At 69.7% G+C, this 25,749-nt stretch carries 21 protein-coding genes and 2 pseudogenes; 16 read left to right on the forward strand and 7 right to left on the reverse strand.

The genetic code is table 11. The features are described 5' to 3' along the window. Positions 1 to 132: 132 nt before the first annotated feature. Both ACZ4UV_RS39370 and ACZ4UV_RS39375 read left to right on the forward strand, forming a co-directional pair. On the forward strand, positions 133 to 2,895 hold the full coding sequence (locus tag ACZ4UV_RS39370) for a lectin (RefSeq protein WP_451016590.1): 2,763 nt from the start codon (positions 133 to 135) through the stop codon (positions 2,893 to 2,895). A 147-nt stretch (positions 2,896 to 3,042) separates the two neighbouring features. Beyond that, a complete protein-coding gene (locus ACZ4UV_RS39375; protein WP_467844644.1) occupies positions 3,043 to 4,716 on the forward strand; it encodes an esterase-like activity of phytase family protein in 1,674 nt (557 codons plus the stop codon). A 135-nt stretch (positions 4,717 to 4,851) separates the two neighbouring features. On the opposite strand, the gene ACZ4UV_RS39380 is transcribed toward ACZ4UV_RS39375, so the two are convergent. Further along, complete coding sequence (locus tag ACZ4UV_RS39380; protein WP_467844818.1) at positions 4,852 to 5,832, reverse strand: D-cysteine desulfhydrase family protein; 981 nt, start codon at positions 5,830 to 5,832, stop codon at positions 4,852 to 4,854. Between the two features lie 90 nt (positions 5,833 to 5,922). Here ACZ4UV_RS39380 and ACZ4UV_RS39385 point away from each other — a divergent pair. Beyond that, positions 5,923 to 6,126, forward strand: a pseudogene (locus ACZ4UV_RS39385) (FCD domain-containing protein); the annotation flags it as partial. Between the two features lie 68 nt (positions 6,127 to 6,194). Here the strand turns inward: ACZ4UV_RS39385 and folE are convergent. Both folE and ACZ4UV_RS39395 read right to left on the reverse strand, forming a co-directional pair. After that, on the reverse strand, positions 6,195 to 6,800 hold the full coding sequence (folE, locus tag ACZ4UV_RS39390; protein WP_390041585.1) for a GTP cyclohydrolase I FolE: 606 nt from the start codon (positions 6,798 to 6,800) through the stop codon (positions 6,195 to 6,197). Between the two features lie 152 nt (positions 6,801 to 6,952). Further along, positions 6,953 to 8,299, reverse strand: a complete 1,347-nt coding sequence (locus ACZ4UV_RS39395; protein ID WP_451016588.1) for an aminomethyl transferase family protein — start codon at positions 8,297 to 8,299, stop codon at positions 6,953 to 6,955. A 588-nt stretch (positions 8,300 to 8,887) separates the two neighbouring features. Between ACZ4UV_RS39395 and folP the strand changes: the two genes are divergently transcribed. From folP to ACZ4UV_RS39425, 6 genes are all read left to right on the forward strand, one after another. Next, positions 8,888 to 9,853 carry a dihydropteroate synthase gene (folP, locus tag ACZ4UV_RS39400; protein WP_467844822.1) on the forward strand — a complete coding sequence of 322 codons (966 nt, stop codon included), beginning with the start codon at positions 8,888 to 8,890 and terminating at the stop codon, positions 9,851 to 9,853. A gap of 100 nt (positions 9,854 to 9,953) precedes the next feature. Continuing rightward, the gene (locus tag ACZ4UV_RS39405) at positions 9,954 to 11,300 is read left to right on the forward strand and encodes an aminomethyl transferase family protein (RefSeq protein ID WP_451016586.1); all 1,347 of its coding nucleotides are present in this window, start codon (positions 9,954 to 9,956) and stop codon (positions 11,298 to 11,300) included. A 134-nt stretch (positions 11,301 to 11,434) separates the two neighbouring features. Further along, complete coding sequence (locus ACZ4UV_RS39410; RefSeq protein ID WP_451016585.1) at positions 11,435 to 12,307, forward strand: methylenetetrahydrofolate reductase; 873 nt, start codon at positions 11,435 to 11,437, stop codon at positions 12,305 to 12,307. Beyond that, positions 12,304 to 13,212, forward strand: coding sequence for a formyltetrahydrofolate deformylase (purU, locus tag ACZ4UV_RS39415; RefSeq protein ID WP_451016584.1), 909 nt, complete (start codon positions 12,304 to 12,306; stop codon positions 13,210 to 13,212). Before ACZ4UV_RS39410 ends, purU begins: the two co-directional genes overlap by 4 nt. Before the next feature lie 239 nt (positions 13,213 to 13,451). Then, complete coding sequence (locus ACZ4UV_RS39420; RefSeq protein WP_451016583.1) at positions 13,452 to 14,315, forward strand: bifunctional 5,10-methylenetetrahydrofolate dehydrogenase/5,10-methenyltetrahydrofolate cyclohydrolase; 864 nt, start codon at positions 13,452 to 13,454, stop codon at positions 14,313 to 14,315. 77 nt (positions 14,316 to 14,392) lie between these two features. Next, a complete protein-coding gene (locus ACZ4UV_RS39425; protein ID WP_451016582.1) occupies positions 14,393 to 15,451 on the forward strand; it encodes a chorismate-binding protein in 1,059 nt (352 codons plus the stop codon). A gap of 32 nt (positions 15,452 to 15,483) precedes the next feature. Here ACZ4UV_RS39425 and ACZ4UV_RS39430 read toward each other — a convergent pair whose 3' ends face one another. Together ACZ4UV_RS39430 and ACZ4UV_RS39435 are read right to left on the reverse strand one after the other, a co-directional pair. Then, positions 15,484 to 16,599 (reverse strand): hypothetical protein, encoded by a 1,116-nt coding sequence (locus ACZ4UV_RS39430; protein WP_467844649.1) that lies wholly within the window; start codon positions 16,597 to 16,599, stop codon positions 15,484 to 15,486. Positions 16,600 to 16,711: 112 nt separating this feature from the next. Beyond that, positions 16,712 to 17,347 carry a TetR/AcrR family transcriptional regulator C-terminal domain-containing protein gene (locus ACZ4UV_RS39435; RefSeq protein ID WP_451016580.1) on the reverse strand — a complete coding sequence of 212 codons (636 nt, stop codon included), beginning with the start codon at positions 17,345 to 17,347 and terminating at the stop codon, positions 16,712 to 16,714. Between the two features lie 12 nt (positions 17,348 to 17,359). Here ACZ4UV_RS39435 and ACZ4UV_RS39440 point away from each other — a divergent pair, with 12 nt between their 5' ends. The 7 genes from ACZ4UV_RS39440 (at position 17,360) to ACZ4UV_RS39470 (ending at position 23,863) form a co-directional block, all read left to right on the forward strand. After that, positions 17,360 to 18,082 (forward strand): NAD-binding protein, encoded by a 723-nt coding sequence (locus ACZ4UV_RS39440; RefSeq protein WP_467844651.1) that lies wholly within the window; start codon positions 17,360 to 17,362, stop codon positions 18,080 to 18,082. Positions 18,083 to 18,228: 146 nt separating this feature from the next. Further along, positions 18,229 to 19,155 (forward strand): LacI family DNA-binding transcriptional regulator, encoded by a 927-nt coding sequence (locus tag ACZ4UV_RS39445; protein ID WP_451016578.1) that lies wholly within the window; start codon positions 18,229 to 18,231, stop codon positions 19,153 to 19,155. 375 nt (positions 19,156 to 19,530) lie between these two features. Next, a complete protein-coding gene (locus ACZ4UV_RS39450; RefSeq protein ID WP_467844655.1) occupies positions 19,531 to 20,067 on the forward strand; it encodes a hypothetical protein in 537 nt (178 codons plus the stop codon). 70 nt (positions 20,068 to 20,137) lie between these two features. Further along, positions 20,138 to 21,250: a tyrosine-type recombinase/integrase gene (locus ACZ4UV_RS39455; RefSeq protein WP_467844657.1), complete on the forward strand. Its 1,113-nt coding sequence runs from the start codon at positions 20,138 to 20,140 to the stop codon at positions 21,248 to 21,250. After that, positions 21,247 to 21,573 carry a helix-turn-helix domain-containing protein gene (locus ACZ4UV_RS39460; RefSeq protein WP_326763422.1) on the forward strand — a complete coding sequence of 109 codons (327 nt, stop codon included), beginning with the start codon at positions 21,247 to 21,249 and terminating at the stop codon, positions 21,571 to 21,573. The genes ACZ4UV_RS39455 and ACZ4UV_RS39460 overlap by 4 nt, the downstream gene beginning before the upstream one ends. Further along, positions 21,570 to 23,189 carry a hypothetical protein gene (locus ACZ4UV_RS39465; RefSeq protein WP_467844660.1) on the forward strand — a complete coding sequence of 540 codons (1,620 nt, stop codon included), beginning with the start codon at positions 21,570 to 21,572 and terminating at the stop codon, positions 23,187 to 23,189. The genes ACZ4UV_RS39460 and ACZ4UV_RS39465 overlap by 4 nt, the downstream gene beginning before the upstream one ends. Then, positions 23,162 to 23,863, forward strand: coding sequence for a hypothetical protein (locus tag ACZ4UV_RS39470; RefSeq protein ID WP_467844663.1), 702 nt, complete (start codon positions 23,162 to 23,164; stop codon positions 23,861 to 23,863). The genes ACZ4UV_RS39465 and ACZ4UV_RS39470 overlap by 28 nt, the downstream gene beginning before the upstream one ends. 20 nt (positions 23,864 to 23,883) lie before the next feature. Here the strand turns inward: ACZ4UV_RS39470 and ACZ4UV_RS39475 are convergent. Continuing rightward, positions 23,884 to 24,654, reverse strand: a pseudogene (locus ACZ4UV_RS39475) (SDR family oxidoreductase). After that, positions 24,642 to 25,682 (reverse strand): recombinase family protein, encoded by a 1,041-nt coding sequence (locus ACZ4UV_RS39480; RefSeq protein ID WP_467844665.1) that lies wholly within the window; start codon positions 25,680 to 25,682, stop codon positions 24,642 to 24,644. The pseudogene ACZ4UV_RS39475 and the gene ACZ4UV_RS39480 overlap by 13 nt, the downstream one beginning before the upstream one ends. Positions 25,683 to 25,749 lie beyond the last annotated feature (67 nt).

Genomic DNA, 25,749 nt, shown 5'->3' on the forward strand with positions numbered 1-25,749 from the left:
CTCCACGGTTGGACAACGTTGTCAGCCTTCGGTGATCAAGCCGTCCCGGTGCGTCGTTCATCACCCGGGGTCGCGCTCCGGCGCGACGACAACGTTGTCGGACCTCCACTCCCGAGTAGAGGAGCAAACCCCGTGATCACACGACTGTCGAGACCTCCCGGAACCATGGCGGTCGGTCTCCTCGCGGCCGCGGCGCTCGCCGCGGCCGGGCTGTGCACGCCGGCGTGGGCGGCCGGGAAGGCCGCGCTCGTCACCGCGCCGGCGACCCTGGTCAATCCGTTCATCGGCACGTCGAACCAGGCCGACGACTTCCCGGGGGCCGACGTCCCGTTCGGCATGGTGCAGTGGAGCCCGGACACGCCGTCACGACCCGACGGCGGGGGCTACGAGTACAACGACTCGTCGATCACCGGTTTCAGCCTGACCCACATCGCCGGACCCGGCTGCGGCGCGGCCGGTGACATACCGGTGCTGCCCACGGTGGGAGCCGTGAACACCGGTGCCACGGACGCGTTCTCGCACGCCAACGAGTCGGCCTCCGCCGGGTCGTACAAGGTCGCGCTCAACAACCAGGTGACCACCGAGCTGACCACCACGACGCGCAGCGGCATGGCCCGCTTCACCTTCCCCTCGACCAGCCAGGCCAACCTGATCTTCAAGTTGACGGGCAGTCAGAACGGCGCCAGCTCGACCCAGTTCACCAAGGTGTCGAACACGGAGGTGAGCGGGCAGGTCACCAGCGGCCACTTCTGCGGCGCGGGCAACACCTACACCGTGTACTTCGACATGGTCTTCGACCAGCCGTTCGTCTCGCAGGGCAGTTCGCTCGCCAAGGCGTCGGTCACCACGTCTCCGGCAGCGGGCGGGGCGTCGAAGAACGCCGCCGAGACGCCCAACAAGCCGCTCCTGCACGGCAATTCGGCGAAGTCCGCCAAGGACGGCGCCGCCCCCGACGTCGCGGCCTCGAACGGCTACGTCACCTTCAACACCACGAGCAACCCGGTCGTGCAGGCCAAGGTCGGCATCTCCTACGTGTCGGTCGCGGGCGCGGTCGCCAACCGGACCGCGGAGAACACCGGCTGGGACTTCGACGCGACCCGCACCGCGGCGCAGAACGCGTGGAACAGCACGCTCGGCAAGGTGCAGATCGCCGGCGGGACGGCCGCACAGCAGCAGAGCTTCTACACGGCGCTCTACCACTCGCTGCTGCACCCGAACGTGATCAGCGACAGCAACGGCCAGTACTACGGCTTCGACGGGAAGACGCACACCGTGGACGCCGGTCACAGCGCGGTGTACGCGAACTACTCCGGCTGGGACATCTACCGCTCGCAGGCCCAGCTCGAAGCCCTCGTCGCGCCCCAGGCCGCCTCGGACACCGCGCAGTCGATGGTCGACGACTACACACAGACCGGGATCTTCCCCAAGTGGTCGGAGAACAACGGGGAGTCGTACGTCATGGTCGGCGACCCGGCGGACGCCATCCTCGCCGACTACTACGCCTTCGGCGCCCGGAACTTCGACACCACGACCGCCCTGGCCGACATGGTCAGGCAGGCGAGCACCACCAACAACGACCGGCCCGGACTCGCCTACCTGAACTCGCCGGGATACATGCCGCACGACGGCAGCTACGGCTGCTGCAACTTCTACGGTCCGGTGGCCACCACCCTGGAGTACGACACCGCCGACTTCGCGGTCTCCGCGATGGCCGGAGCGCTCGGCGACACCGCGAACCAGAAGACCTACGCCAACCGCGCGCAGGACTGGCGCAACGTGCTCAACCCCGCCTCCGGCTTCGTGGAACCCCGTAACGCCGGGGGGTCGTGGACGGGCGGCTTCGACCCCACCAGCGGCACCGACATGGTCGAGGCCGACTCGTGGATCTACACCGGGATGGTGCCCTTCGACATCGGTGGCCTGGCGCACGCCAAGGGTGGCAACACGGCGATGAACCACTACCTGGACACCGTGCTGCGCAGCTACACCGGCGCAAGCGGCTACGCCTGGGTCGGCAACGAGCCGAGCATCGAGCTCCCGTGGGAGTACGACTACACCGGGCAGCCCTACAAGACGCAGGGCACGGTACGGGCGATCCAGGACCAGATCTGGTCGAACACCCCGGGCGGCCTGGCCGACGGCAACGACGACCTCGGCGCGATGAGCGCCTGGTACGTGTGGTCGGCGCTCGGCATGTTCCCCGAGACGCCCGGAACCTCCGACCTCGCCCTCGGCTCACCGCTGTTCACGCAGGCCGTGGTCACCCTTCCCTCCGGCAAGTCGCTGACGATCAACGGCAACGGCGCCGCCGACAACGCCCCGTACGTCCAGTCCGCGGCGTGGAACGGCACGGCGTGGAACAACGCCTACGCCCCCACCACGGCGATCACGGCAGGCGGCACACTGGACTTCACCCTGGGCACCGGCGCCAACACGTCGTGGGCGACCGCGGCCACGGCGGCACCGCCCTCCTACCCGGGGGACACCACCGCACCGGCCTCGCCGCGGATCGGTCCGCTCGACTCGGCGGTGACCTCGAACCTGTGCGCGGACGTCGCGTCCTCCGGTACCTCCGACGGCACCCACGTCCAGATCTGGGGCTGTGACAGCACGTACGCCCAGGACTGGATCGTCGCGGGCGACGGAACGATCCGGTCCCTCGGCAAGTGCCTGGACGCCGATCACAGCGGGACCACCAACGGCACGCTGATCCAGCTGTGGACGTGCAACGGCACCGGCGCCCAGCAGTGGACCGCGGGCGCCAACGGGTCGCTGGTCAACCCCGAGTCGAAGCTGTGTCTCGACGACCCCAACTCCTCGACGACGAACGGCACCCAGCTGCAGCTCTACACCTGCAACGGCACGGCTGCCCAGAACTGGAAACTGCCGAGCTGAGCCGAACAGCGGGGAGCCGGCCGGGCGGTTGCGCGCCCGGCCGGCTCGCGCGGAGTGCGGCCCGAGGAGCGAAATCATGTCCGTCCTGAACCGTCGGTTCACCGAAAGACGACTCAGAGTTCATCACCGGCCTACAAGTTCATGGGCATGACCTCAAGACCTCGCTTGCGCAAGCGCACCCGGATCGGCACAGCGATCCTTGTCACCGCCGCCGTGGCGGGCACGGGCACGGTCGTGGCCCAGGCCCACGGCTGGCTGTCGGCCCCGACGCACGACTTCGACGCGGTCGCCGACTCCTTCTCCGGCCACGACAAGGTGACGGGCGACGTGCTGCGCAACGACTCGGGCGCGACCGCGGTCGTGCGGCACACCGCCCCGTCCCACGGCACGGCGACGGTCAACGCCGACGGCACGTTCACGTACACGCCGGACTCCGGCTTCAAGGGCACGGACACCTTCACGTACACGGCGACCGACGCCGTCCAGCTGTTCAAGGACACGCGGCGCAACGGCGACCCGCTGCCCTCGCTCGCGACGGTCGCCGGACCGGGCGGCACCACCACCCGGATCTCCGGCGAGGGCTACGGCTCCGCGCTCGCCCCGGTGCCGGGCAAGCAGGGCCGCTTCTACGGCCTCACCGACCGTGGTCCGAACGCCGACGCCCCGGACGGCAACAAGTCCGAGATGCTCACCGACTTCACCCCGCAGATCGGTGAGTTCAAGCTCGACAAGGGCAGGGCCGAGCTGGTCAGGAAGGTCACCCTGAAGGGGCCGAAGAGCCTTGGCGGCGTGCCGTACAGCGGCCGTCCGCCGCACGACACGAGCGAGGTGATCGACGACGTCGCCGCGACGAACGCCAACGGCGGCACTCCCGTGCCCGTCGCCCGGGACCCCTACGGCTACGACTCCGAGGGCCTGGTGGCGCTGCCCGACGGCACGTTCTGGGTCTCGGACGAGTACGGCCCGTACCTCACGCACTTCGACGCGAACGGCTACGAACTGGGCCGGCTGACCCCGTACAAGGCCAGCCCGGACAACCAGTACCACAAGATCGTCGGCTACCTGCCGGCCGAACTGGCCAACCGCCTGAAGAACAAGGGCATGGAGGGCCTGACGGTCACGCCGGACGGCTCGACCCTGGTGGGCGTCATGCAGGCCGCGCTGCAGCAGCCGGACCTCGGCGGCACCAAGGCGTCGAACCTCCCGCCCACCCGCATCGTCACCGTCGATCTGCGCACGTTCAAGACCAGGCAGTACCTGTACCTGCTGGACGACCCGGCCACCACCGGTGACGCCAACAGTGAGATCACGGCGCTGTCCGACACGAAGTTCGTCATCGACGAACGGGACGGCAACGTCGAGCCGTTCGCCCAGAAGTCCCTCTACGAGGTCGACATCAACGGCGCGACCGACGTCAGCGGGCTGACGATCGGCGGCAAGTCGCCCGAGGCGTTCGTCGGCAAGGTCGGCACCAACGCCGCTCTCACCGCGCTCACCGGTGCCGGCGTCCAGGTCGCGCAGAAGCAGCCGTACGTCAATGTCGGGACGCTGGTGAGCCAGCTCGACCCCAGCGGGAAGTTCTTCGCGCACGACAAGGTCGAGGGCGTCGCCACCACGGACGCCGGCAAGACGCTGTACCTGTCCAACGACGACGACTTCGGCATCGACACCATCGCCGTCGACCCCGACGGCACATGGACCGTCCACCAGAAGGTGCTGCCGGCCACGGGGCAGACCGACAACGGCGAGATCCTGAAGGTCGACACCACCAGGCTGCCGGCCGTGCTCAAGACCGCCACGGTCACGGTCCGCGTGAACTGACGCACTCCCCGTCCCGCCCCGGGCCCGTCCACTCGCCGGACGGGCCCGGGGCGGGAAGCGGCGCCCCGAGGAGATCGCCGGACCGTCCTGGTGCCGGCGTGGCAGCGGTTCGCGGGCCGCTGCGGCGGCCGTCGGTCACACGGTGCGGTCCGCGAGAACCTCTCCGGCCCGTCGTAGCGCCTCCTGGTGGCCGAAGAGCCCGGGGAGTCCTCCGGTGTGGACGAAGACGGTGCGCTCACCCGGACGGATGTCCCCCGCGCGCACGGCCGCGACCAGACCGGCCATGGCCCGCCCCGTGTAGACGGGATCCAGCACGATCCCCTCGGTCCTGGCGGCGAGCAGGACCGCCTCCGCGACCGGTTCGGTGAGGTGGGAGTACCCGGCGCCGACCTGGTCGAGCCGCAGCCGTGGCCGCCGCGGCGCGGGGGAGGGCGCGTACAGGTCCGCCAGGAGCAGGTCGAGCGTGTGACCCGGATCCGCCACGGCCCCGCAGTGCACGCCCAGGACGCGGTCCTCGCCCAGGGCACGCACCAGCCCGGCCATCGTGCCACCGCTGCCCAGCGCGACCACGGCCGTGGCCAGGTCGGGAGCCTGGGCGAGGAGCTCATGCCCGCCGTCGACATAACCGAGTGCCCCGACGGGACTCGATCCACCGAAGGGAATGAGCGCCGGCGCCGCGTCCTGGTCGCGCAGCTCCCCGACGACACGGTCGAGGACGGCCGCGAGTCCGGCCCCGTCCACCGCGCCGGCCCACACGACCCTCGCGCCGAGGAGGCCGTCGAGGGCCAGGTTGCCCGCGGCCGTGCCGGTGGGCTCGCCCGCGAGGACGAGTACGACGTCCAGGCCGAGCCGGGCTCCGGCCGCCGCCGTGAGACGGGCGTGGTTGCTCTGCGGCGCCCCGCTGGTGACAAGGGTTCGCGCACCCTCGGCGAGGGCCTGTCCGCAGGTCCACTCGAGCTTGCGGACCTTGTTCCCGCCGCCGCCCAGCCCGATCAGGTCGTCCCGCTTGATCCACAGGTCGTCCGGCCCGAGTCCCAGGGCCTGCGCGAGCCGCGGGGCGGGTTCGAGCGGAGTCGGCCAGGAGGCCAGGGTGACCTTGCGGTACCCCTCGCGCATCGCGTCCATACGACGGTCCTTCCTCTCCGCGCCCGCCTGCCGGTCCCGCATTCACCTCAGGGTAGGGTCGCGGCCCGAGCTCGCGCGGCCTTGCCGGTCGTCCGAAACCTGCGCGACGCCGATGAAACCGTGGAGCGGGACGATCGGGAGCGGTACGCGGAGTTGGTCCAGGAGTTCCACCACCTGCTCATCGTCGGCTCCGACAACAGCAGGCTGCAGGCGCCCCACCAGATACTGATGAACCAGCTCGCGTACTCCCGACTGGTGAACACCTCACTGAGCCGGCCCGGCCGTGCCCTCCAGTCGGCCGCGACACGAGGCCGGGCGCGGCGGGCACCCGACGCCGGAATGCCTCCGAGCGGTCAGCGTGCGAGGATCAGGCTCATCGCCTCAGCGCGCGTTGCCGGCCTGCGCAGTTGTCCACGCACGGCTGACGTCGTCGTCCGCGCGCCGGGCTTGCGGATGCCACGGGCCGACATGCACATGTGCTCCGCTTCGACGACCACGATCGCGCCGCGCGCGTGGAGCAGGCGCATCAAGGCATCGGCGATCTGCCCGGTGAGCCGTTCCTGGATCTGCAGGCGGCGCGTGTAGACGTCCACCAGGCGGGCCAGTTTGGACAGTCCGGTGACCCTGCCGTCCTCGGCGGGGATGTAGCCGACATGGGCCGTACCGCGGAACGGCAGCAGATGGTGCTCACAGAGGCTGACGATCTCTATGTCCTTGACCAGCACCATCTCGTCGTGGCTTAGCTCGAAGGTCGTGGTCAGGACGTCCTCGGGCTCCTGCCGCATCCCCGCGAGGAGTTCTCGGTACGCCTGTGCCACGCGGGCGGGTGTCGCGCGCAGCCCTTCGCGATCCGGGTCCTCGCCCACGGCGAGCAGCAGTTCGCGAACGGCGTTCTCGGCCCGCCGGGCATCGAATCCGCCCGTACGAGCGCCGATGCGGGGCATTACGAGGTCGGTCATGAGCATCTCGTCTCCGGGGCGGGGTCCGCGACACCGGAAAGCCTGTCTCAGGATGTCGCGGACCCGTGTGCGGGGACGGATCACCGTGCCGGCCGAGCAGCGTCCGCCTGGTGATCCGCCCCGTTGTTGACGGCCTGGGGGTGAAAGGTGGGTCAGTGCTTGTCGCCGGCGAAGGGCCGGCGGGAGACGGTGGCGCGGATCGTCGTCTGGGAGTGACGCTCGACTGTGGGGTTGGCGGAGCCGCCGTTCGGTTCGCCCCACACCAGCTCGACTTCCTGGCCGTAGGTGAGTGCGTCCTCGTCGATCATGCAGACGGAGATCCAGCCGCGGACGTTGGCGGTGTAGCTGCACAGGGTCGACACACCGATGAGACGGCCGTCGCGTTCGATGCGGTCGAAGTGCGAGGCCGCGTAGAAGGCCGCAGGCATCTCGATGTGCTTGAAACGACGCTCGCCCTGCTCGTACTGGCTGGCGAAGACCCGGGCGACGTCGTCGCGGTGCCAGGACAACCACGCCTTCTTGCGGTGCTTCTGGCCACGCTTCGACTCCAGGGCCTCCCGGCCGATGAAGTCGTGGTCGAACTTGAGGATATGGCCGTAGCCGAGATCCCAGGGAGTCACGTAGTAGTCCTCGACCCGGTCCGAGACGAAGCTGCCGCCGAGGGAGAGGTTGGCCTCGAAGCTCCTCGCGTTCACCCACTCGCGATAGGGCTTCATCGTCTCGCCGGAGTAGACCGCGGGGACGGTGTTGGCGATCCAGCCCGACTCCGTCGCCACCGACGCGTAGGCGCGGCCGCCGACCTGGCGGACCCCGAAGGACTCGCCGGCCTCCAGGATGGTGTCGCGGACGTCGTCGATGTGCTCGTAGGGGCCGAAGAACTCCAGGCCGGGGAAGCCGGACATACGGTGGTTGAGGGCGGTGACCTCGTGCTTACCGATATTGAACTTCCCCATCGAGAAGAACGGGATGTCGGGCATGGGGCCGCCGTTGACCTTCTCGAAGATGGCCGCCGCATACGGGCCCTGGAGCTGGAGGCGGAAGAACTCGCGGCCGTTCGGGTTCTGCGCGGTGCGCTCGTCGCGGCGCTGGGTGACGTCGTAGCCGCCGGTCTCGGCATGGAACTGGACCCAGTTCAGCGCCGGCGGCCGTCCGACGAGCCGGACCAGGTTGTCGGTCAGGCAGAAGAGGATGCAGTCGCCGATCATGTAGCCGTCGTAGTTGACGGCGACGAACTGCTTCGCCTTCATCGGTCCGAAACCGGCGAAGGTGTTGGCGCCGACGTCCGACAGCAGCCGGTAACAGTCCGGGCCCTGGACCGTCAGGTCGGTCATGTGGTGGGACAGGTCCATCAGCGCCGCCGAGGTGCGCCACGACTCCTGCTCGTCACGCCAGTTGGTGAACTCGGCCCTGATCGGGAAGGGATAGGCGCCGGAGCGGCCGCTGCGCATGAGGGCCAGCGGGCCTCCGGCGGCCTGGATCTGGTCTTCGAGGTGTGCCATCGGGTTCTCCATGTCGTCGCGCGATGTGCGGGAAGGGCGGCAGGGGCGGCGGCCGTCGCCGTGCGAAGCGACCGGCGGGTGAGGGCGCCTGGTGTCCTGAACGAACTGGCGCGGGGGGCGTCCGACCGTGATCACGGCGGCCCACGCGGGGCCAGTCGGCGAGGTGCCTACGTCAACGTGGAACCGTACGGTACGGTACGCCTTCCGGGCGTCACAAGGTGCACACCGAGATCCGAGCGCCGCCTCCGGCGGGGCTTTCTGCCCCCTGAGCTGCCCAGATGCCAGAGACTGCTCCCGGCGCAGGCTTACCTTGCGCTCCGTGGAGGGGTCCGCCCTTCGCGGCCGTGTTCCCTGTCCGGGTGCCGTGCGACATCGCGGCACCGCGGACGTGAGGCGGGCATCCTCGCCGGCCCTTCTGGGGACCCGCCCGTCACGCGGGCGGTCACCGCAGGGCCCGGGACCTTCCGCAGCGGAACAACTAGATCGATTTAGCAAACTCATGTAACCTGGCCGTCATATCGATTCAGCAGCACCCCGTCCGCAGGTCCCTGATCCTCGGACCGAGGAGGTTCCCGAGCTGTGATGGAGATGGAATCCCCTGTCGCGCCGCGACCGGCGTGCGAAGTCCCCGATGGTCTTCCGCGGCCCGGCAGGTGCCTCGTGATGGGGATACTGAACGTGACGCCTGACTCGTTCTCCGACGGCGGTCTCCACGCCGGCACACGGCGCGCGGTTCGGCACGGCATGCGGATGGCCCGCGAAGGTGCCGACCTCGTGGACGTGGGCGGGGAGTCGACGCGTCCGGGAGCCGGGCCGGTCCCGGTGGCCGAAGAGCTGTCCCGGGTCGTGCCGGTGGTGGGGGGACTGGCGCGCGCCGGGGTGTCCGTCAGCGTGGACACCATGCATGCCGAGGTCGCGTACGCCGCCGTGGCGGCGGGGGCATGCCTGGTCAACGACGTCAGCGGCGGCCTTGCGGACCCGGCCATGGCGGCCGCCGTCGCCGAGCTGGGTGTCCCCTACGTGGTGACGCACTGGCGGGCGCCGAGCCGCGAGATGGACCGCCACGCGATCTATCGTGACGTGGTGTCCGAGGTCGTCTCGGAGCTTCTCGGGCGCATCGACGCGCTTGCCGCGGCGGGGGTGGATCCGGGGCGCGTCATCCTCGATCCCGGCCTCGGCTTCGCCAAGCATGCCGACCATGACTGGCGGCTCCTCGCGGAGCTGCGCACCTTGCGGGCCACGGGCTTCCCGGTGCTCGTGGGTGCGTCCAGGAAGCGCTTCATCGGCGCCGCGCTGCGCGGATGCGCGGACGGCGGGTCCTTGCCCCGTGCCAGGGACGCTGCGACCGCCGCCGTTTCCGCGCTCGCGGCGGCCGCCGGAGCGGCATGCGTGCGGGTTCACGATGTGCGCTCCAGTCTCCACGCGGTCTGCATGGCCGCTGCCTGGGCCGACGGAGGCCGCACGCTGCCGCCCGGAGTCGCCCGTCGGACGCCCGGTGACAAACCCGCCTCCTGGGCCTCGCCGGAGACGGTGGTCTCTGCTAACTTGCGCTAGATCGATTTAGTTACCCAGTCGACCCTGCCTGGATGAGCCGCGGTCTGTCCGTCGCTAGATCGATCTAGTCCCTCTCGGAAACCATGAAAGAAGGAGCCGCATGGCAATCCCCAGCCTCCAGGACGGCATCGACAAGGCCGGTTCGCCCGTCGAACTGCTGTGGAAGCCCGGTGCCGAGCCGTGGACCCCGGAAGTCGTCGCCCGCGAGTACCGCGGCTGGCGGCAGGAGCAGACGGCCTGGCACGAGGGCGTCGCGCTGCTGAACCTGTCGCACCACATGTACGACCTGTGGATCGAGGGCCCGGACGCCACCCGGCTCCTCGCCGACCACGGCGCCAACAACTTCGAGAAGTTCGCCGTCGGCCAGGCCAAGCAGTACGTGCCGGTGACCCGCCACGGTCACATCGTCACCGACGGCATCCTCGCCCGGGAGGCCGAGAACGCCTACCTGCTCAGCGGCATCCCGGCGGCCCAGCACTGGGTGCAGTACCACGCGGAGAAGGGCGGCTACGACGTCGCCTTCGAGACCGATGCCTCCAGTGCCTTCCGGCCGGGCGGCGGCGACCCGAAACTGTTCCGCTACCAGATCCAGGGCCCACAGGCGCTCGACCTCATCGAGAAGGTCTTCGGCGCTCCGATCCCGGAGACCAAGTTCTTCCATTCCACGGCGGTCACCTTGGACGGCCGGGCCTTCAAGGCGCTGCGCCACGGCATGGCCGGCCAGGCCGGCTACGAGTTCATCGGCCCCTGGGACCACGCCGCCCACGTGCACGAAGCGTTCCTCAGGGCCGGGGAGCCGCTCGGCCTGATCCAGGTCGGTGCTCTGGCGTACGCGACGCCGAGCGTGGAGAGCGGATGGATCCCCTCGCCGGTTCCCGGGATCTATTCCGACCCCGACCTTGCGGAGTACCGCAAGTGGCTTCCGCTGTTCGGCATCGAGGGCAAGCGTCCGCTGAACGGCAGCTACTTCTCCGAGAACATCGAGGACTACTACGTGTCCCCGTACGAGCTGGGCTACGGAAAGATGATCCACTTCGGTCACGACTTCCTGGGCCGCGACGCCCTGCTGAAGGCCAGGGAGGACACGGGCCTGCGCCAGAAGGTGACGCTGGTCTTCGATCCGGACGACGTGCGCCGGGTGCTGGGCGGGGGAGCGGACCCGGGATTCGTGCTCAGCTACGCCCGCCACCGGGTGGAGACCTCCGCGGGTCTGGTCGGCGTCACCATGCAGACGGCGTCCATCGACCCGGTCGGCACCCTCCTGTCGCAGACGCTGATCGACGCCGCGCACGCCGAGCCCGGCACCGAGGTCGAGGTGGTCTGGGGCGAGCACCCCGGTACCGGTACCGACCCCGAGGCCGACCTCGGGTTCGCGCGCATCCGCGCCACGGTCCAGCCCAGCCCGTACGACCGCCACGCCCGCAACGAATACCGCCGCAACGCCTGACGCGGAGCGGTGCCCCACGCGGTCCGGTCCGGCGCCCGACCGCGCGGCTGCCACCAGGACCCCCGGCCGACCCGGCCGCCGTCCCGCTGCCCCGCCGGGCCGGCCGGACCGCGTCCATGACGACTAGGAGCACGATGAGCCAGCTCAGCACGGCTTCCGCAGCGGTCAGCACATCGCTGCTGGAAGACTTCTCCCTGGAAATGACCGGCAAGGACGTGCCCAAACTGGAGGAGGCCAGCAGCCTCATCCCGCAGGGCACCCGGATCAACGTCACCTTCCTCGGCAACGAGAACCTGCAGATGCGGCTCGACGCCGCTCGCGCGGTCAAGAGGCTCGGCTTCGTGCCGGTCCCGCACTTCTCCGCCCGGCGGCTCGGCTCGCGTGCCGATTTCGAGCAGTTCCTCGGCGGACTCCAGGCCGACGGGACCGAAGCCGACGTCTTCGCCATCGGCGGTGACCCCACCCGTCCCGAGGGGCCCTACGAGGACTCTCTCGCCCTGATCGAGTCCGGCCTGCTCCGGGACTACGGCGTACGGCACGTCGGCATCGGCGGCTACCCGGAGGGCCACCCCGCCATCAGCGGGGAGAAGTTGTGGGCGGCGCTCCGCGACAAGAGCGCGGCCATGGCCGCTCAGGGCCTGGACGGCAGCATCATCACCCAGTTCGGTTTCGACGTCGATCCGGTCCTCGCCTGGGTCGAGCGGGTCCGCGACGAGGGCATCGCCCTGCCGATCCGTATCGGCGTCCCCGGCCCGGCCGGGGTACGCCGGCTCATGGGCTACGCGGCCCGGTTCGGCGTCGGGACCAGCGCCTCCATCGCCAGGAAGTACGGGCTGTCGATCACCAACCTGATGGGCACCGCAGGACCTGACAAGTTCCTGCACGCCCTCGCCGAAGGCCATGACCCGGAGCGGCACGGCACCGTGAAGATCCACTTCTATACGTTCGGCGGGCTCAAGGCCACCTCCGAATGGATCAACCAGTTCAGGAAGGAACCTCTCGCATGACGATCACGCAGACCGCGCCCACCGGCACCGCCAAGACGGGCAAGGAGACGGACCACCGAGCCTCGCTGATCGTCCAGGGCGCCGACGCCACCGGGATCGTCGCGGCGGTGACCTCGGTGCTCAGCAGGCACGGTGCGAACATCGTCTCCCTCGACCAGTACTCCGACAACCCGCAGGGCGGCGCCTTCTTCCAGCGCACCGTCTTCACCCTCCCCGGTCTCCAGGCCGTTCTGCCCGCGCTGCGCACCGACCTGGACGAGCGGCTCGCGCAGGAGTTCGGGCTGACCTACACCCTGCGCGACATGTCGGCGCCCAAGCGCGTCGCGATCTTCGCCTCCAAGTCCGACCACTGCCTGCTCGACCTGCTCTGGCGACACCGGCAGGGCCAACTCCCGGTCGGCATCCCCATGGTGATCTCCAACCATCCCGATCTGGCCGAGGAGGTGCGCTCGTTCGGGATTCCCTTCTTCCACGTCCCGTGCCAGGGGGCGGACAAGTCGGCGGCCGAGGCCGAACACCTGCGCCTGCTCAAGGACAACGTCGACTTCGTCGTCCTGGCCCGCTACATGCAGATCCTGTCCGGCGACTTCATCGAGAAGGCAGGAGTGCCGATCATCAACATCCACCACTCCTTCCTGCCGGCCTTCATCGGCGCCGGACCGTACGCCAAGGCCAAGCAACGGGGCGTGAAGCTGGTGGGGGCCACCGCGCACTACGTCACCGAGGACCTCGACGAGGGCCCGATCATCGAACAGGACGTGGTCCGCGTCACCCACGCCCACACCGCCACCGACCTCACCCGCCGCGGCGCCGACGTGGAACGCGCGGTGCTCTCCCGTGCCGTGCTGTGGCACGCCGAGGACCGGGTGATCCGCGACGGCAACCACACCATCGTCTTCGCCTGAATCACCGTTCACTCGTACCCCCGACAGGGAAACCCGCCCGGAACAGGGACAGGTGGTCTTGTCGTGCGCCGGAACAGGTCGTCGGGCGGCGGACGCGGCGGACTACCGCACGGTCCGCCGCGGTGCTCGCCGCTGCCCCGACCCCGGGCGCCGTACACCGTGGCGGCACCCGCCGCGGTCCCCGCACGCAGTCCTCTCCACCGGGCGAATCGTTCGCTGACAGAAAGCGGTTCGCCACCATGACACACACGATCAAGGGCGCGGAGATCGCCCGCAGCATACGGACCCGGGTCGCCGAGCGGGTGGCCGCGGCCGCGGCCACCGGACGGGTCCCGGGACTCGCCACCATCCTGGTCGGTGACGACGCCGCCAGCGCCGTGTACGTCGCCGCCAAACGCCGCGCCATCCGCGAAGCCGGCATGCGCGACGTCCACCGCCATCTACCGCGCCATGCCACGCAGGCCGAGGTGGCGGCGGTCATCGACGAACTGTCCGCCGACCCGGACGTCTCGGGCATCCTCCTCCAACTGCCGCTGCCCGCGCAGCTCGATGCCGCGCCTCTGACCGACCGTATCCCCGTCACCAAGGACGTCGACGGCCTGACCACGGCCAGCGCCGGCCGACTGGCCCGGGGCGAACGCGGGCTGCGCCCGTGCACGCCCAGTGGCGTCATCGAGCTCCTCGACGCCGAGGGCGTCGAACTCAAGGGTGCCTGCGTCGCCGTGGTCGGCTGGGGTGAACTCGTGGGCCGTCCCCTGAGCCAGTTGCTGCTGCGCCGTGGGGCGACGGTGACCGTCGCCCACGAATTCACCGCCGACCTCGCCGCCGTCACCCGTCCGGCCGATGTGGTCGTGGTCGCCACCGGCGTTCGCGGCCTGATCGGTCAGGAACACGTCAAGCCCGGCGCGACGGTCATCGACGTGGGCATCCACCGCACACCGGACGGTCTGACCGGCGACGTGCGTGCCGCGGAGCTGGACGGCATCGCCGGCCGCATCACCCCGGTTCCCGGGGGTGTGGGCCCGATGACCATAGCCATGCTCCTGGTCAACACACTCCAGGCCGCCGAATGGGGCGCCGAACGCGAGGCCGTCCCCGCGTAGTCGGTACCCGCCCGCGTGCCGCCGAGCGGCACGCGGGACCACCGAGCCGTTTTCTTGCGCACAGGAAGGCGCTGGACATGAAGGACCTTCCCTCGCTGGCCCGGTTCGGCGGCCGCGTCATGAGCGGACTCCTCGACGTCACCTCCGACCCGGGGGCACTCGACTCCGAGGGTCTGTGGGCCGTCGTGGCCGGTTTCGAGGGCAGGCTGACCTGCGCCCGCTTCCGCGACGTCCGGCCCCTGCCGCGGCCCGCGATTCCCGGAGCCCGCTGGCACGGGCCTGGACGGGCCCAGTGGACGACGTCGCTGGACCGGGCCGCGTACACCACAGGTGTACGGCGCATTCGCGAGCACATCGCCGCCGGCGAGGTGTACCAGGCCAATCTGTGCCGTGTCCTGTCCGCCCCCGTCACCTCGAGCGCGGACATCGAAGCCCTGGCCGACCTGCTGGCCGCGCGCCACCGGGCGCCGTACGCAGGGATGGTCAGACTGCCGGGGCACGGCATCGAGGTGGCCTCGGCCTCCCCCGAGCTGTTCCTCCGGCGGACCGGGACGGTGATCGAGTCCGGTCCCATCAAGGGCACCGGACGCACCGAGGCCGACCTCCTGGACAAGGACCACGCCGAGAACGTCATGATCGTCGACCTGGTCCGCAACGACCTCGGCCGAGTCTGCACCACGGGAAGTGTCACCGTCCCGGAACTGTGCGCCGTCGAGAAACATCCGGGACTGGTGCACCTGGTCTCCGCCGTCCGAGGAGAGCTGAAGGACGGCGCCGGCTGGGGGGACCTGCTGGCCGCCGCGTTTCCGCCGGGCTCGGTCACCGGCGCGCCGAAGACGAGCGCCCTGCGGATCATCGAGGCCCTGGAGACCGGGCCGCGCGGCCCGTACTGCGGTGGTGTCGGATGGGTCGACGCCGACCGCCGCACCGGCGAACTCGCCGTGGGCATACGGACGTTCTGGATCGACCGGGCACAGAGCCGGCTTCTCTTCGGGACCGGAGCGGGCATCACCTGGGGGTCGGATCCCGAACGGGAGTGGGAGGAGACCGAACTGAAGGCGGCCAAGCTCCTGGCCATCGCGTCCTCGGGGGCCCGACCCGTCGGCGGACCCGCCCGCCGACCGTCGGTAAACTGATCGCCGGTTCGAACGACGGCCTCGAAGACCTGTCAGCCCCACACCAGTCGGGCTGTCTCGGCCACCAGCTCCAGCTTGCGGCGCTGGTCGTCGGCGGTCAGCAGATTCCCCTGACTCGTCGAGGCGAATCCGCACTGCGGGCTGAGGGCGAGCTGCTCGAGGGGAATGTACCGGGAGGCTTTCGTCGATACGGCGGCGCAGTGCGTCGACCGACTCCAGCTCCGGCACCTTGGACGACACCAGCCCCGGCACCACGGTCTTGGTGGGGGGAACGAACCGCAGCGGCTCGAAACCACCGGAGCGCTCGGTGTCGTACTCGAGCAGAAAGCGGTCGACCTCCACCTCGCCGAAGACGCGTTCGGCGATGGGCTCGTAACCCCCCTGGGCGGACCAGGCGCTGCGCATGTTCCCGCGGCAGAAGTGCTGGCCACGGTCACCCGGGTCTGGTGGGAACGCGCGGTGCGGATCAGGGAGTTGTCGGTGTCGATGACATGGCTGAGATGACCGTCCAGGTCCTTCACCCGGCGCATCCGGGCGGCCTCGGGGTCGATGTTGGCCCAGTAGGCCAGGGAGTCGAGCTGGAGCCAGGTGACCCCGGAGCCGATCAGGTCGGCGATGTCCTGCCGGTAGATCCCGGCCAGCGCGGCGACCGCGTCCTCGCGGGTCGGATGGACGGCACGGGACACTTCCGGCCGCCAGCAGCCCACCACCATGGTGGGGCTCACCATGGTGATCTTGTACGGTCCCGGGGAGTGCCCGGCCAGCCACTTCGCCTCGGTGAGCGACAGGGGCGTCCGCCGGTACAGCGGGCCGCCGATCGTGACCGGAGCGACCTCGCCCTCCAGTTCGGCGTCGTCGGTGTCGCGGTGCCAGCGAGGGCGGGCCGAGGACTCCTCCGCGGGCACCGGGCCACCGACGGTCTCCACCACGGAGGCCATGAAGTCGTCGCGCCGCATCTCGCCGTCGGTGAACACCTGCATCCCGGCGTCCTGTTGCAACCTGAGCGCGGCGGCCGCGGCAGCGTCCTCCAGCTCACCGAGACGCTCCGGGGGCATCGTGCCGCGCCTGACCTCGGCACGCGCCGTCAGCAGTTCGGCGGGGCGCAGCATGCATCCCACATGCTCGGCCCGGATGGTCGTCGTAGCCATGCGTCTGCCCTCCGTGCGGTGCCCGATGTGCGCGCGCAGGCGGCTGCCGACGGTGGCAGCGACCGTACGGTACGGTTCGATCCAGGGGCAAGGGGCCGGCCGCGGGGGGGCATCAGCCCCGGTCGTCGGCCCGAGGCCCCGACACCCCGCGGAGGAAGACCCGCACGGCCTCCACGACGGACGCGTGGACCTCGGCCTCCGTCAGCTTGTCCGGGGCGTCGGTGAGCAGCCTCATCTGGGCGTCGCCCAGCATGGCCTGGTAGAGCTGCGCCCCCGCGCGAACCGGATCCCCCACCTCGATCAGGCCGTCCTCGCACGCCTGCCGCAGGCTGCGCCCGAGCACCGCGTACCCCGCGGCCGGCCCGTGCTCGAAGAACACGTCCCCGATCCCCGGGATCCGTCCGGCCTCGGCGGTCACCAGCCGGTGCAGCGCAATGGCCTCCGGGGTGAGGACGATCGACGCGAAGTGCTCGCCCAGGGCCACCAGGGTGTCGGGGAGACTCCTGCCACTCGGTGAGAAGGCGTGCAACGGACCCGACCACTCGTCGCAGAGCGATTCCACGGCGGCACGGAAAAGCGCGCTCTTGTCGGAGAAATGCCGGTAGATCGTCCCTTTCGACCCACCCACCACGGCCAGGACGTCGTCCATGGAGACGCCGCTGTAGCCGTGTACGACGAACAGCTCGCCCGCTGCCCGCGCAATGAGTTGCCGTCGGTCCGTCGCGGTCATTCTCCGCTCGCTTGCCATGTCCTGGATGTTATGGGACGGCCGAGCCTGCTCCCTGCGGGTCGGGGCGGCCCGGCCCGCCGCCGGAAGGAACGCCGGCCCGGCGCCGCCGGCCGGCGGATCGCGGCGCAGGCCGACGTGGGAATGCTGGTCGCCACCCATCTCGGCCCGGCGACCCTGCCGCGCACCGGCCACGTCGTCGTGGTCGGTATGGGCCAGGTGGGCATGCGCCTCTGTGTCGAGCTGCGACGCCTGGGCGTTCCCGTCGTCGGCGTCGAGCGCGACCCACAGGCATCCGCCGCGAGGCTTGCGCGCACTCTGGGGGTGCCGGTCATGACCGGGAACGGCGGTGACCGGCACGTACTGGAGCGGGTGCGCCTGAGGCACGCCCGCGCACTCGCCGCGGTCGGTTCCGACGACCTCGACAACATCGCCGTCGCCATCGCCGCGCACGGTGTCGCCCCTCAAGTCCGTGTTCTCATCAGGGCCGGCGAACACGAGGCCATCGCGGAGACCCGTTCGCTGCTCCCGATGGGAACGGTCCGAGACGTCACCGGGATGGCCGCCGCGTACGTCGTCGCTCGCCTCCTCGGCGAGCCGGTCGCCGGAGTGGTCGCCCACAGGGAACACATCTACCTGCACGACTCCGAGGGCTCCTTCAGGCGCAGCGAGTTGCCCGCCCGGGCCCGTTGCGGCCATCCGTCCGTGCCGCGCCAGGAAAGGGCATCGCCGCTCTTCCTCCCCTCCCAGGGGTGAGACGAGGAAGAGGGAGAACGCGACGCCCCCGTCCGCAACGATCCCGTCCCGTAAGGTTGGCGGACAGCCGCTTCATCGTTCTGGCGGGCCGGCCCACCGGTGATCGCTCGGGCCGATGTGCTCCGAGGAGAGGGAGTCTGTCCGACATGGCCCGTTCCGGCCGGGTGACGTTGACCGACGTGGCCAAGGCGTCCGGCGTGTCGCGGGCGACGGTGAGTTTCGTACTGAACGACGACCCACGGCAGACCATCTCCACCGCCACCCGCGAACGCGTCCTGGCGGCCGCCCGCGAGCTCGGGTATGTCCCGCACGGCATCGCCCGGGCATTGCGCGAGGGGGCGTCGCGCATCGTCGTGCTCAACGTCGACCAGGGGCTTGAGGGCAACTTCTCCCGGAGCTACGTCCTGGGCCTCGACGAGGAACTGGCCGCACACGACCACGTGCTTCTCGTACGGCACGGGCGTGCGGCGCCGGAGAACCTGCAGAGGATCCTCGACGCCATCGCCCCGCGAGCGGTCCTCCGGCTCGGTGAGGCCTACATGCAGGGCCACGAGCCCGACGACGAGGACTGGGAGCGCGGATTCGCCTTCAACGCCGGCCTGCAGATCGGCTACCTCGCGGAACGCGGGCACAGCCACATCGCCATGGCCATGCCCGATCGTGACTTCCCGCTGACCGAGGCACGTCTCGGATTCGCCCGGGAGGCAGCCCGGCGTCTCGGGCTGCCGTCCCTGAGGCGTTTCGTCGTACCGCGGCCGCGGAGGGCCGGCGAGGCCGCGGTGGCGGCGGCACTGGCGGCGCACCCGGAAGTGACCGCGCTCGCCGCGTTCGACGACGACATCGCGCTGCGCAGCCTCACGGCCCTGCGTGATCTCGGACGTCAGGTGCCCGACGACATGGCCGTGATCGGCTTCGACGAGACGGAGTACGGCTCCTTGTCCACTCCCGCCCTCACCACCGTCCGTATCGACGCCGAAGTCCTCGGGCGGATCGCGGCGCGAGAGGCCCTCGGGCTGGACACCGGGGACCTGGCCCCGGTACCCGGCCGGATCGTGGTGCGCGCGTCGGCATGAGGCCGTGCGGTCGCCGGGCCGCATGCCGGCAAAACCGTGCGCGAGGCCGGATGCCGTCGACCGGGCGCGCCGTGGTCCCGAGCCGGGCGCCTTCGGAGGCGCAGGCCCGCCGCATGCGCTGCGCCGATCGGAAAAACTGATCTCCGTCAGGACCTTCGCCGATGCCGGACGCGTCTGCTACCGTCCCACTTAACCGATCTAGTTGCTTCTTCGTTATGGACGAACGAAGAGGCCACGCACGATTCGAGCGGCTTCGAGAGCTCGTCGTACGCCCCCGCCCGCCCGCGCCGGACCGTTCCGTGCGACCTGGGCTGCGGCCGGTGCGACCGGGCTGGGTCGGTGAACGTCAGAAGCGCCCGCGAGCAGGAGAACGTCATGGGTACAGCCGGCATCCAGCGCACCACGTACGACGCGGTCCAGCGGTCGAAGGGCGCCCCCTTCATCACTCGACGGCCGGCGTATTTCAGCCCCGCCGCGGCGGCCCAGGACGAGAGCAACGCCCGTGGGGGCTTCGGTGAGTTCGCGCAGACGCTCCTGCCCCTCGAGTACACGGACTGGACCGAGGAGAGCGCCGCGCATGTGAACGCGTGCTACATCGGAGACTGGTCCAGCCTGCACAAGGTCGTCGTCAGGGGGCCGCAGGCGCTGGACTTCCTCGCCTGGCTGGGGATGCGGGACCTGTCCCGCTTCGAGCACGGTCGGATCAAGCATCATGTCCAGCTCGACGGCAACGGGTGGGTGGCCTCCGAGGGGATCCTGTGCCGCCTGTCCGAGGAGGAATTCCTGTACACGGCCGGCAGCGGGGACTGGCTGATGTGGCAAAACAGGCTGAGTTGCATTTGCTGCAACAGTTCGCAGCGTCCGCCTCGAAGGTTCTGGCTGATCAGAGGCGCTGCCTCGAGGTTGTCCTGAGCCTCCTTCGTCAGCTGACTAGCATCGTTGACCCAGACGCAACAATGATGCATTTGATACAACGGCGGGCATGGTCGCTGAGGCACCCGGTTCGGTGCGTCTTGCCCTGGCCCCGAACGTTGTCCTTCTGGACCCGGAGCCAGCGGTTTCCTCCGCAATGAAGGAGGGTTGGGCTCGGCAGCAGTCCGCGCGGTTTCTCCAGTCTTCGACGATCCAGCCTCGGCTGCGTCTGATCCAACGGTTCGAGGAGTTCACAGGGTTGTACCCGTGGCAGTGGACTCCCGCCGATGGCGAGGCTTTCATCGTTCACCTTCGCAGCGGCTCCAAGCCGATCCAGTTGTCTACGGCTCGGGCGTACGAGGTGGTGATCGAGCTGTTCGTGGAGTTCCTGCTGGACCGCCGGTACGGATGGGTCGAGACCTGCCAGGAACGGTTCGGTCTGTCACCGCAGGTGATCTTCCACGAGGGCAACTCCGTTCTGCACTCGGTGGAGTATGAGGGTGATCCCCGGCGCCGGCCTCTGACCTACGACGAGGTCCAGGCGCTGTTTGACGCCGCAGATGCCCGACCTCGCCGCATTCACGGGCAGGGCCGCAAGGGCACGCTCACCGCGCTACGGGATGCTGCCGCGCTCAAGACGATCTACGCGTACGGCACCCGGCGGACCGAGTCCTCGAAGGTCGACCTGGTGGATTTGCGGCGGCACAGGAAGGCGCCGCAGTTCGGAACCGCCGGCAGCATGACCGTCCGGTACGGCAAGTCCTCCAAGGGGACGCCGCCGAAGCGGCGGACCGTGCTTCTGGTCCCGGAGATGGACTGGGTAGTCGACGTGCTTGACGAGTGGGTGCGCGAGGTTCGTCCGAGGCTTTCGCCGGGCCGGCACCCGGCCTTGTGGGTGACCGAGCGGGCCGGCCGGATGTCTCCCCGATCGATTAACGAGGCGTTCGTGGCGGCACGCCAGGACGCCGGCCTTGACGAGGATCTCGACCTGCACTGTCTGCGCCACAGCTACATCACGCATCTGACCGAGTTCGGCTACCCTGCCCGCTTCGTTCAAGAGCAGGTGGGCCACAGCCACGCTTCTACGACGGCCATCTACATGGGTGTCTCTGACGAGTACCGGAACCAGCTCTTGGAGGCTTCGCTGAAGCGTCGGCTGGGTGACGACTGGGACCTTAAATGATCAAGAAGATGGGTTACGAGTGGTGTCTGCGGGCCACGATGGCCGAGCACCAGATGTTCCAGACCTCGGACCTGGTGCCGCTCCTGGCGGAACGCGGTGTGACCCTGTCGCGTGAGCAGGTCTACCGCTTGGTGACGCAGCCGCCCCAGCGGATGAGCATGGACACCTTGGTCGCGCTGTGCGACATCTTCGGGTGCACGCCGAACGATCTCATCAAGCCGAAGGTGGTCAACGCACAGGTCAAGAAGACCGCGGACGGACAGGCCGAGCCACTGCCGCTCAAGGAGCGGCGTACCACGATCCGGCGCCCGGGTCAGCCGTGAGGCCGCTGACACCGGACCAGATCCGCTTACGCGCCGAACTCGCCGCCGCCCGGGAGCAGATCGTCGCACTGCTGCGGTCAGCGGTGGGCGATTCCCTTGCCCCCGAACAGGCGCAGGCCGTGACGGAGGAGGCGCGGGCATGGCGTGGGGCGAACGCCTTCCGCCTGGTGCGCTATCTGTCCGAGCGGCCCGACGCGCTGAGCACGCCCCGTGCCGACTGCCCGACCTGTGTGGTGCGATTGCTGGCGGCGCTGGCCGCGGCCGGGCACGGGGACAAGGTCGCCCTGGTGGCCTGTGGTGACTGCGGACGGACCGACCCTCTTCCCACCAACAACGGACCGGAGGGGCGGCTGTGTTCACGCTGCGCCGGCAGACATGCCAAGAAGCCGTGCGCCCGGTGCGGCAAAGTGGCCAGCATCTACGCCCGCCGACCGGAGGGCGGCATCTGCAGTCCGTGCAGGAACAAGGAGGCGGACGCCAAGGAGGAATGCGTCGACTGCCGCCGGATGATGATCTCGTACCGGCGCCTTCCCGACGGCACCAGCCTCTGCCAGACCTGCACTCCCAAGAATCTTCAGCCGTGCTGCCGTTGCGGTCGGGTACGCCGGGTCAACGCGCTGACCTCCGACGGGCCGGTCTGTGGCGGCTGCTACTCCAGCCCTGCCCGCCTGTGCGGTGTCTGCGGACAGATCGTTCCCATCGTCGCCCGGGCCGACGGCACCAGGCCGGACACCTGCGACCGGTGCTACAAGCGGCACGAGAAGACCTGCGTCATCTGTGAAAGGGTCCGTCCCGGCCACCACATCAACGGTGGCCGGGGCCCGTTCCACTGCGACACGTGCCGTCCTCGCGAAGAGTGCGCATGTGGCCTGTGCGGCCGAGTCGGGAAGGTCAAGGTCTTCTGGCCGCGAGGCCCAGTGTGCGATTCCTGCTACAGAACAGCCCTGTCGACCCCTGCACCGTGCGCCTCGTGCGGTCGGCATCGCATTCTGATCGGCCAGACAGCCGAGGGAAGCCTCCTGTGCAAGGCGTGCTCGTTCCCCGACGAACCGACCGAGCGCTGTTCGGCCTGCAACGAGCCGGCGGACCTCTACTCCGGCCACCGCTGTCCCCGTTGCACCCTGGCCGCCCGCGTGACCGATCTACTCTCCGTAGACGGCGCAAGCGTGGCCCAGCCGCTTAAGCCCCTCGCCGTCGTACTGGCCGACGCGGAGAACCCCTACCGCGTCCTGCAGTGGCTGCGCCGAAGTCCCGCCGCCTACCTCCTGCGACGCCTGGTCCTCGATCCCGAAGCACTGAGCCATGACTCCCTCGACACGCTGCCGCAACGGGCTGCCACTGCCTACGTGCGCGGGCTGCTCGTGACCGCCGGCATCCTGCCGCCACGCGATGAGAATCTCGCCCTCCTCACCAACTGGGTGGCACGGACCGTGGCCGAACTCCCAGCACGGCACGGCAGGCCAATCTCATCCGTCCGTTCGCCGAGTGGCACATCATCCGCGACGCCCGCCGACGCTCAGCCCGCGGCCGCTACACCTACGCCGCGCACAAAGGCGACTGCGGCAACGTACTCGCCGCAATCGACTTCTTGGACTGGCTCGACTCCCAGCACATGAGCCTCAGCGGGCTTCAACAGCGACATCTGGACATCTGGGCGATCGACCGGCCAACCCTGCGCTCCCGCTCGATCCCCTTCCTCCGCTGGAGCACAGCGCGACACCTCTGCCCGCCCGGTCTGGTCATCGAGCGCCCAGCCTCGCAACTCCCAGGCCACTTCCAAGCCGAGGACGAGGCCCGAAACGAGCTGCTGCGCTGCTTCAACGACACCGCGTTGCCCCTGGACCTCCGCGTTGCAGGTGCCCTCGTCCGTCTCTATGCCCTGCCCCTGACCCGCATCGTCGAGCTCACCGACGCCCACATCCGACGCGACCAGGAGAACACCTACCTGGCGGTCAACCAGCACCCCTTCGTGCTCCCCCCGAAGCTCGCCCGTCTCATCGACGATCAGCTCCGACACAGCACACCCCGGCACACCACCACGACCGTCCACAGGTACCTCCTACCAGGCCAAAGCCCTGGACGCCCGCGTAACCCCCTCGGTCTCGCTGACACCTTGAGACACCACGGTCTGCCCGCCCGCGCAGCTCGGAACACCGCCATGATGGACGCCCTGGTAGACCTACCGCCCATGGTCATCGCCGACCTGCTCGGCATCCACCCCAAGACAGCCGAACGCTGGGCCACGCTCGCTGGCGAGAACTGGTCCGAATACTTGTCCTCGCTGACGTGACCGGGGCCATAAAGAAGAGCTCAGGCCGGCTGGCCGGTGGGCATGATCGTGACCTGTTGCAGATTGGCGCGCGGCGGCAGCGAGGCGACGAATACGATGGTCTCGGCGATGTCCTCGGAGTGCAGCATGATGTCGTGGATACCGGCCGTCCACTCCCGCACGCCCTTGTCGGTGACGTGGTCGTGCAGCTCGCTGTGCGTCATGCCGGGCTCGATCGCCGACACCCGTACGTGCTTCTCGCCGAGCTCGGCCCGCAGGTGGCGGGAGAGCTGCGTGACGTATGCCTTGGTGGCCGAGTACACGGCGAAATTCGGGAAGATGTTCTTCGCGGCGATCGAGGACAGGTTGACCAGGTCCGCGCCGCCGCGCTCGGCGCCCGCCGTGACCAGCTGCGGGACGAACGCGCCGATAACGTTCATCAGGCCGGTGATGTTCAGATCGATCTGACGCTACCACTGGTCGGTGCGCAGTTCCTCGATGGGCGCCGGGAGCATGACGCCGGCGTTGTTCACGAGCAGGTCGACGGTGCCGAGCTCCCGCTCGGTCCGCTCGGCCGCCGCACGTACGGCATCGGGGTCGGTGACGTCGACGGCCAGCGCGAGGGCGGTGCCGCCGCTCTTCTCGATCTCGGCGGCCAGCACCTGGAGCCGGTCGGCGCGGCGGGCCAGCAGCGCGACCTTGGCGCCACGTGCGGCCAGGCGCTTGGCGGTGGCTTCGCCGATACCGCTGGAGGCGCCCGTGACCACGGCGATCCGGCCGGCGAGCGTGCTGTCGTTGATCAGTTCAGACATGGGGCGAAATTTCCTTCACGACTGTCGGGTGCGGCGGTCGGGTATTTACCGCTGCAGAGATCATTCGGGCCGACCGCGGCATGCTGCCCAGCCCGGAGCGTCGCCAATTCGCAACGCGAGGCAGTTTTTCCGTTTATAATGCGTCGATCGCCGGGACTGCCTGGGGGGGGCCGGCGGCAGACGGTGAAAGGGTCAGTACGCCTGGACGGCGGCTTCGGCAAGGCGGACGTCCTGGTCGACGGTGCCGCCGCGGCCTCGACCCCGGTACGTGGCTCGGGAAGCGCGCCGCCGGCCTGGAGGGCGGCGAAGTCGGCGTGGGCCTGCTCGACGGCTTCGGGGTACGCTTCGCGCTTGGCGTGCTCGGCGAGCGCCCGGTAGATGCTCGCGACGGACGGGTTCTGGCCCTTGCGCTTTCCGGTGGGGATGATCAGGTCGGGTTGGATCTGCTCGACGGACTCGCCGCCCGCCCGGCGCCGCAGCACGGTGTGGAGCATGTCGTCGGTGATGACCGGGGGCCGGCCGCCGTGCTTGCCCTTGCGGGCCGCGGTGTCGAGCCCTTCGAGGGTGGACTCGCGGATGTTCTCCCGCTCGGTCTCCGCCGTCGCGGCGAAGAACGCGAACAGCAGCTTGCCCGGGCCGGTGGGGTCGTAGATGCCGGTCAGGGGTCCGGCGAGCATCTCCAGGACCAGGCCGTGGGCGGTGAGGTGGTCGGCGAGCGCGGTGAGTTCGGCGGCGTCGCGGCCGAGCCGCTTCATCTCGTACACGGTGAAGATGACCCGGCAGTGCGGGGCGTGCGCCTTGACCTCCCGCGCCGTCCGCAGCGCTTCCTCGAACTTGGGCCGTACGCGGACGCGGGTGCTGATCTTCTCGCCGAAGATCTTGTCCCGGGGGATGCCGTGTTTGCTGAGCGCGTCGAGCTGGGAGTCGAGTTCCTGCCCGAGGGTCGAGCACCTCGCGTATCCGATGCGGATGTCCGCGCCGGCAGGTCCGGGTCGATCGGCGCCGGCGGCGGGGTACCGGGCCGCCACGGGCGGCCCGGGCCCCGGTCGGCCGGGGTCGGCACCCGCAGCGCCTTCTTCAGCCGGGGCACCATGG

The organism is Streptomyces sp. NPDC028289 (assembly GCF_055565975.1).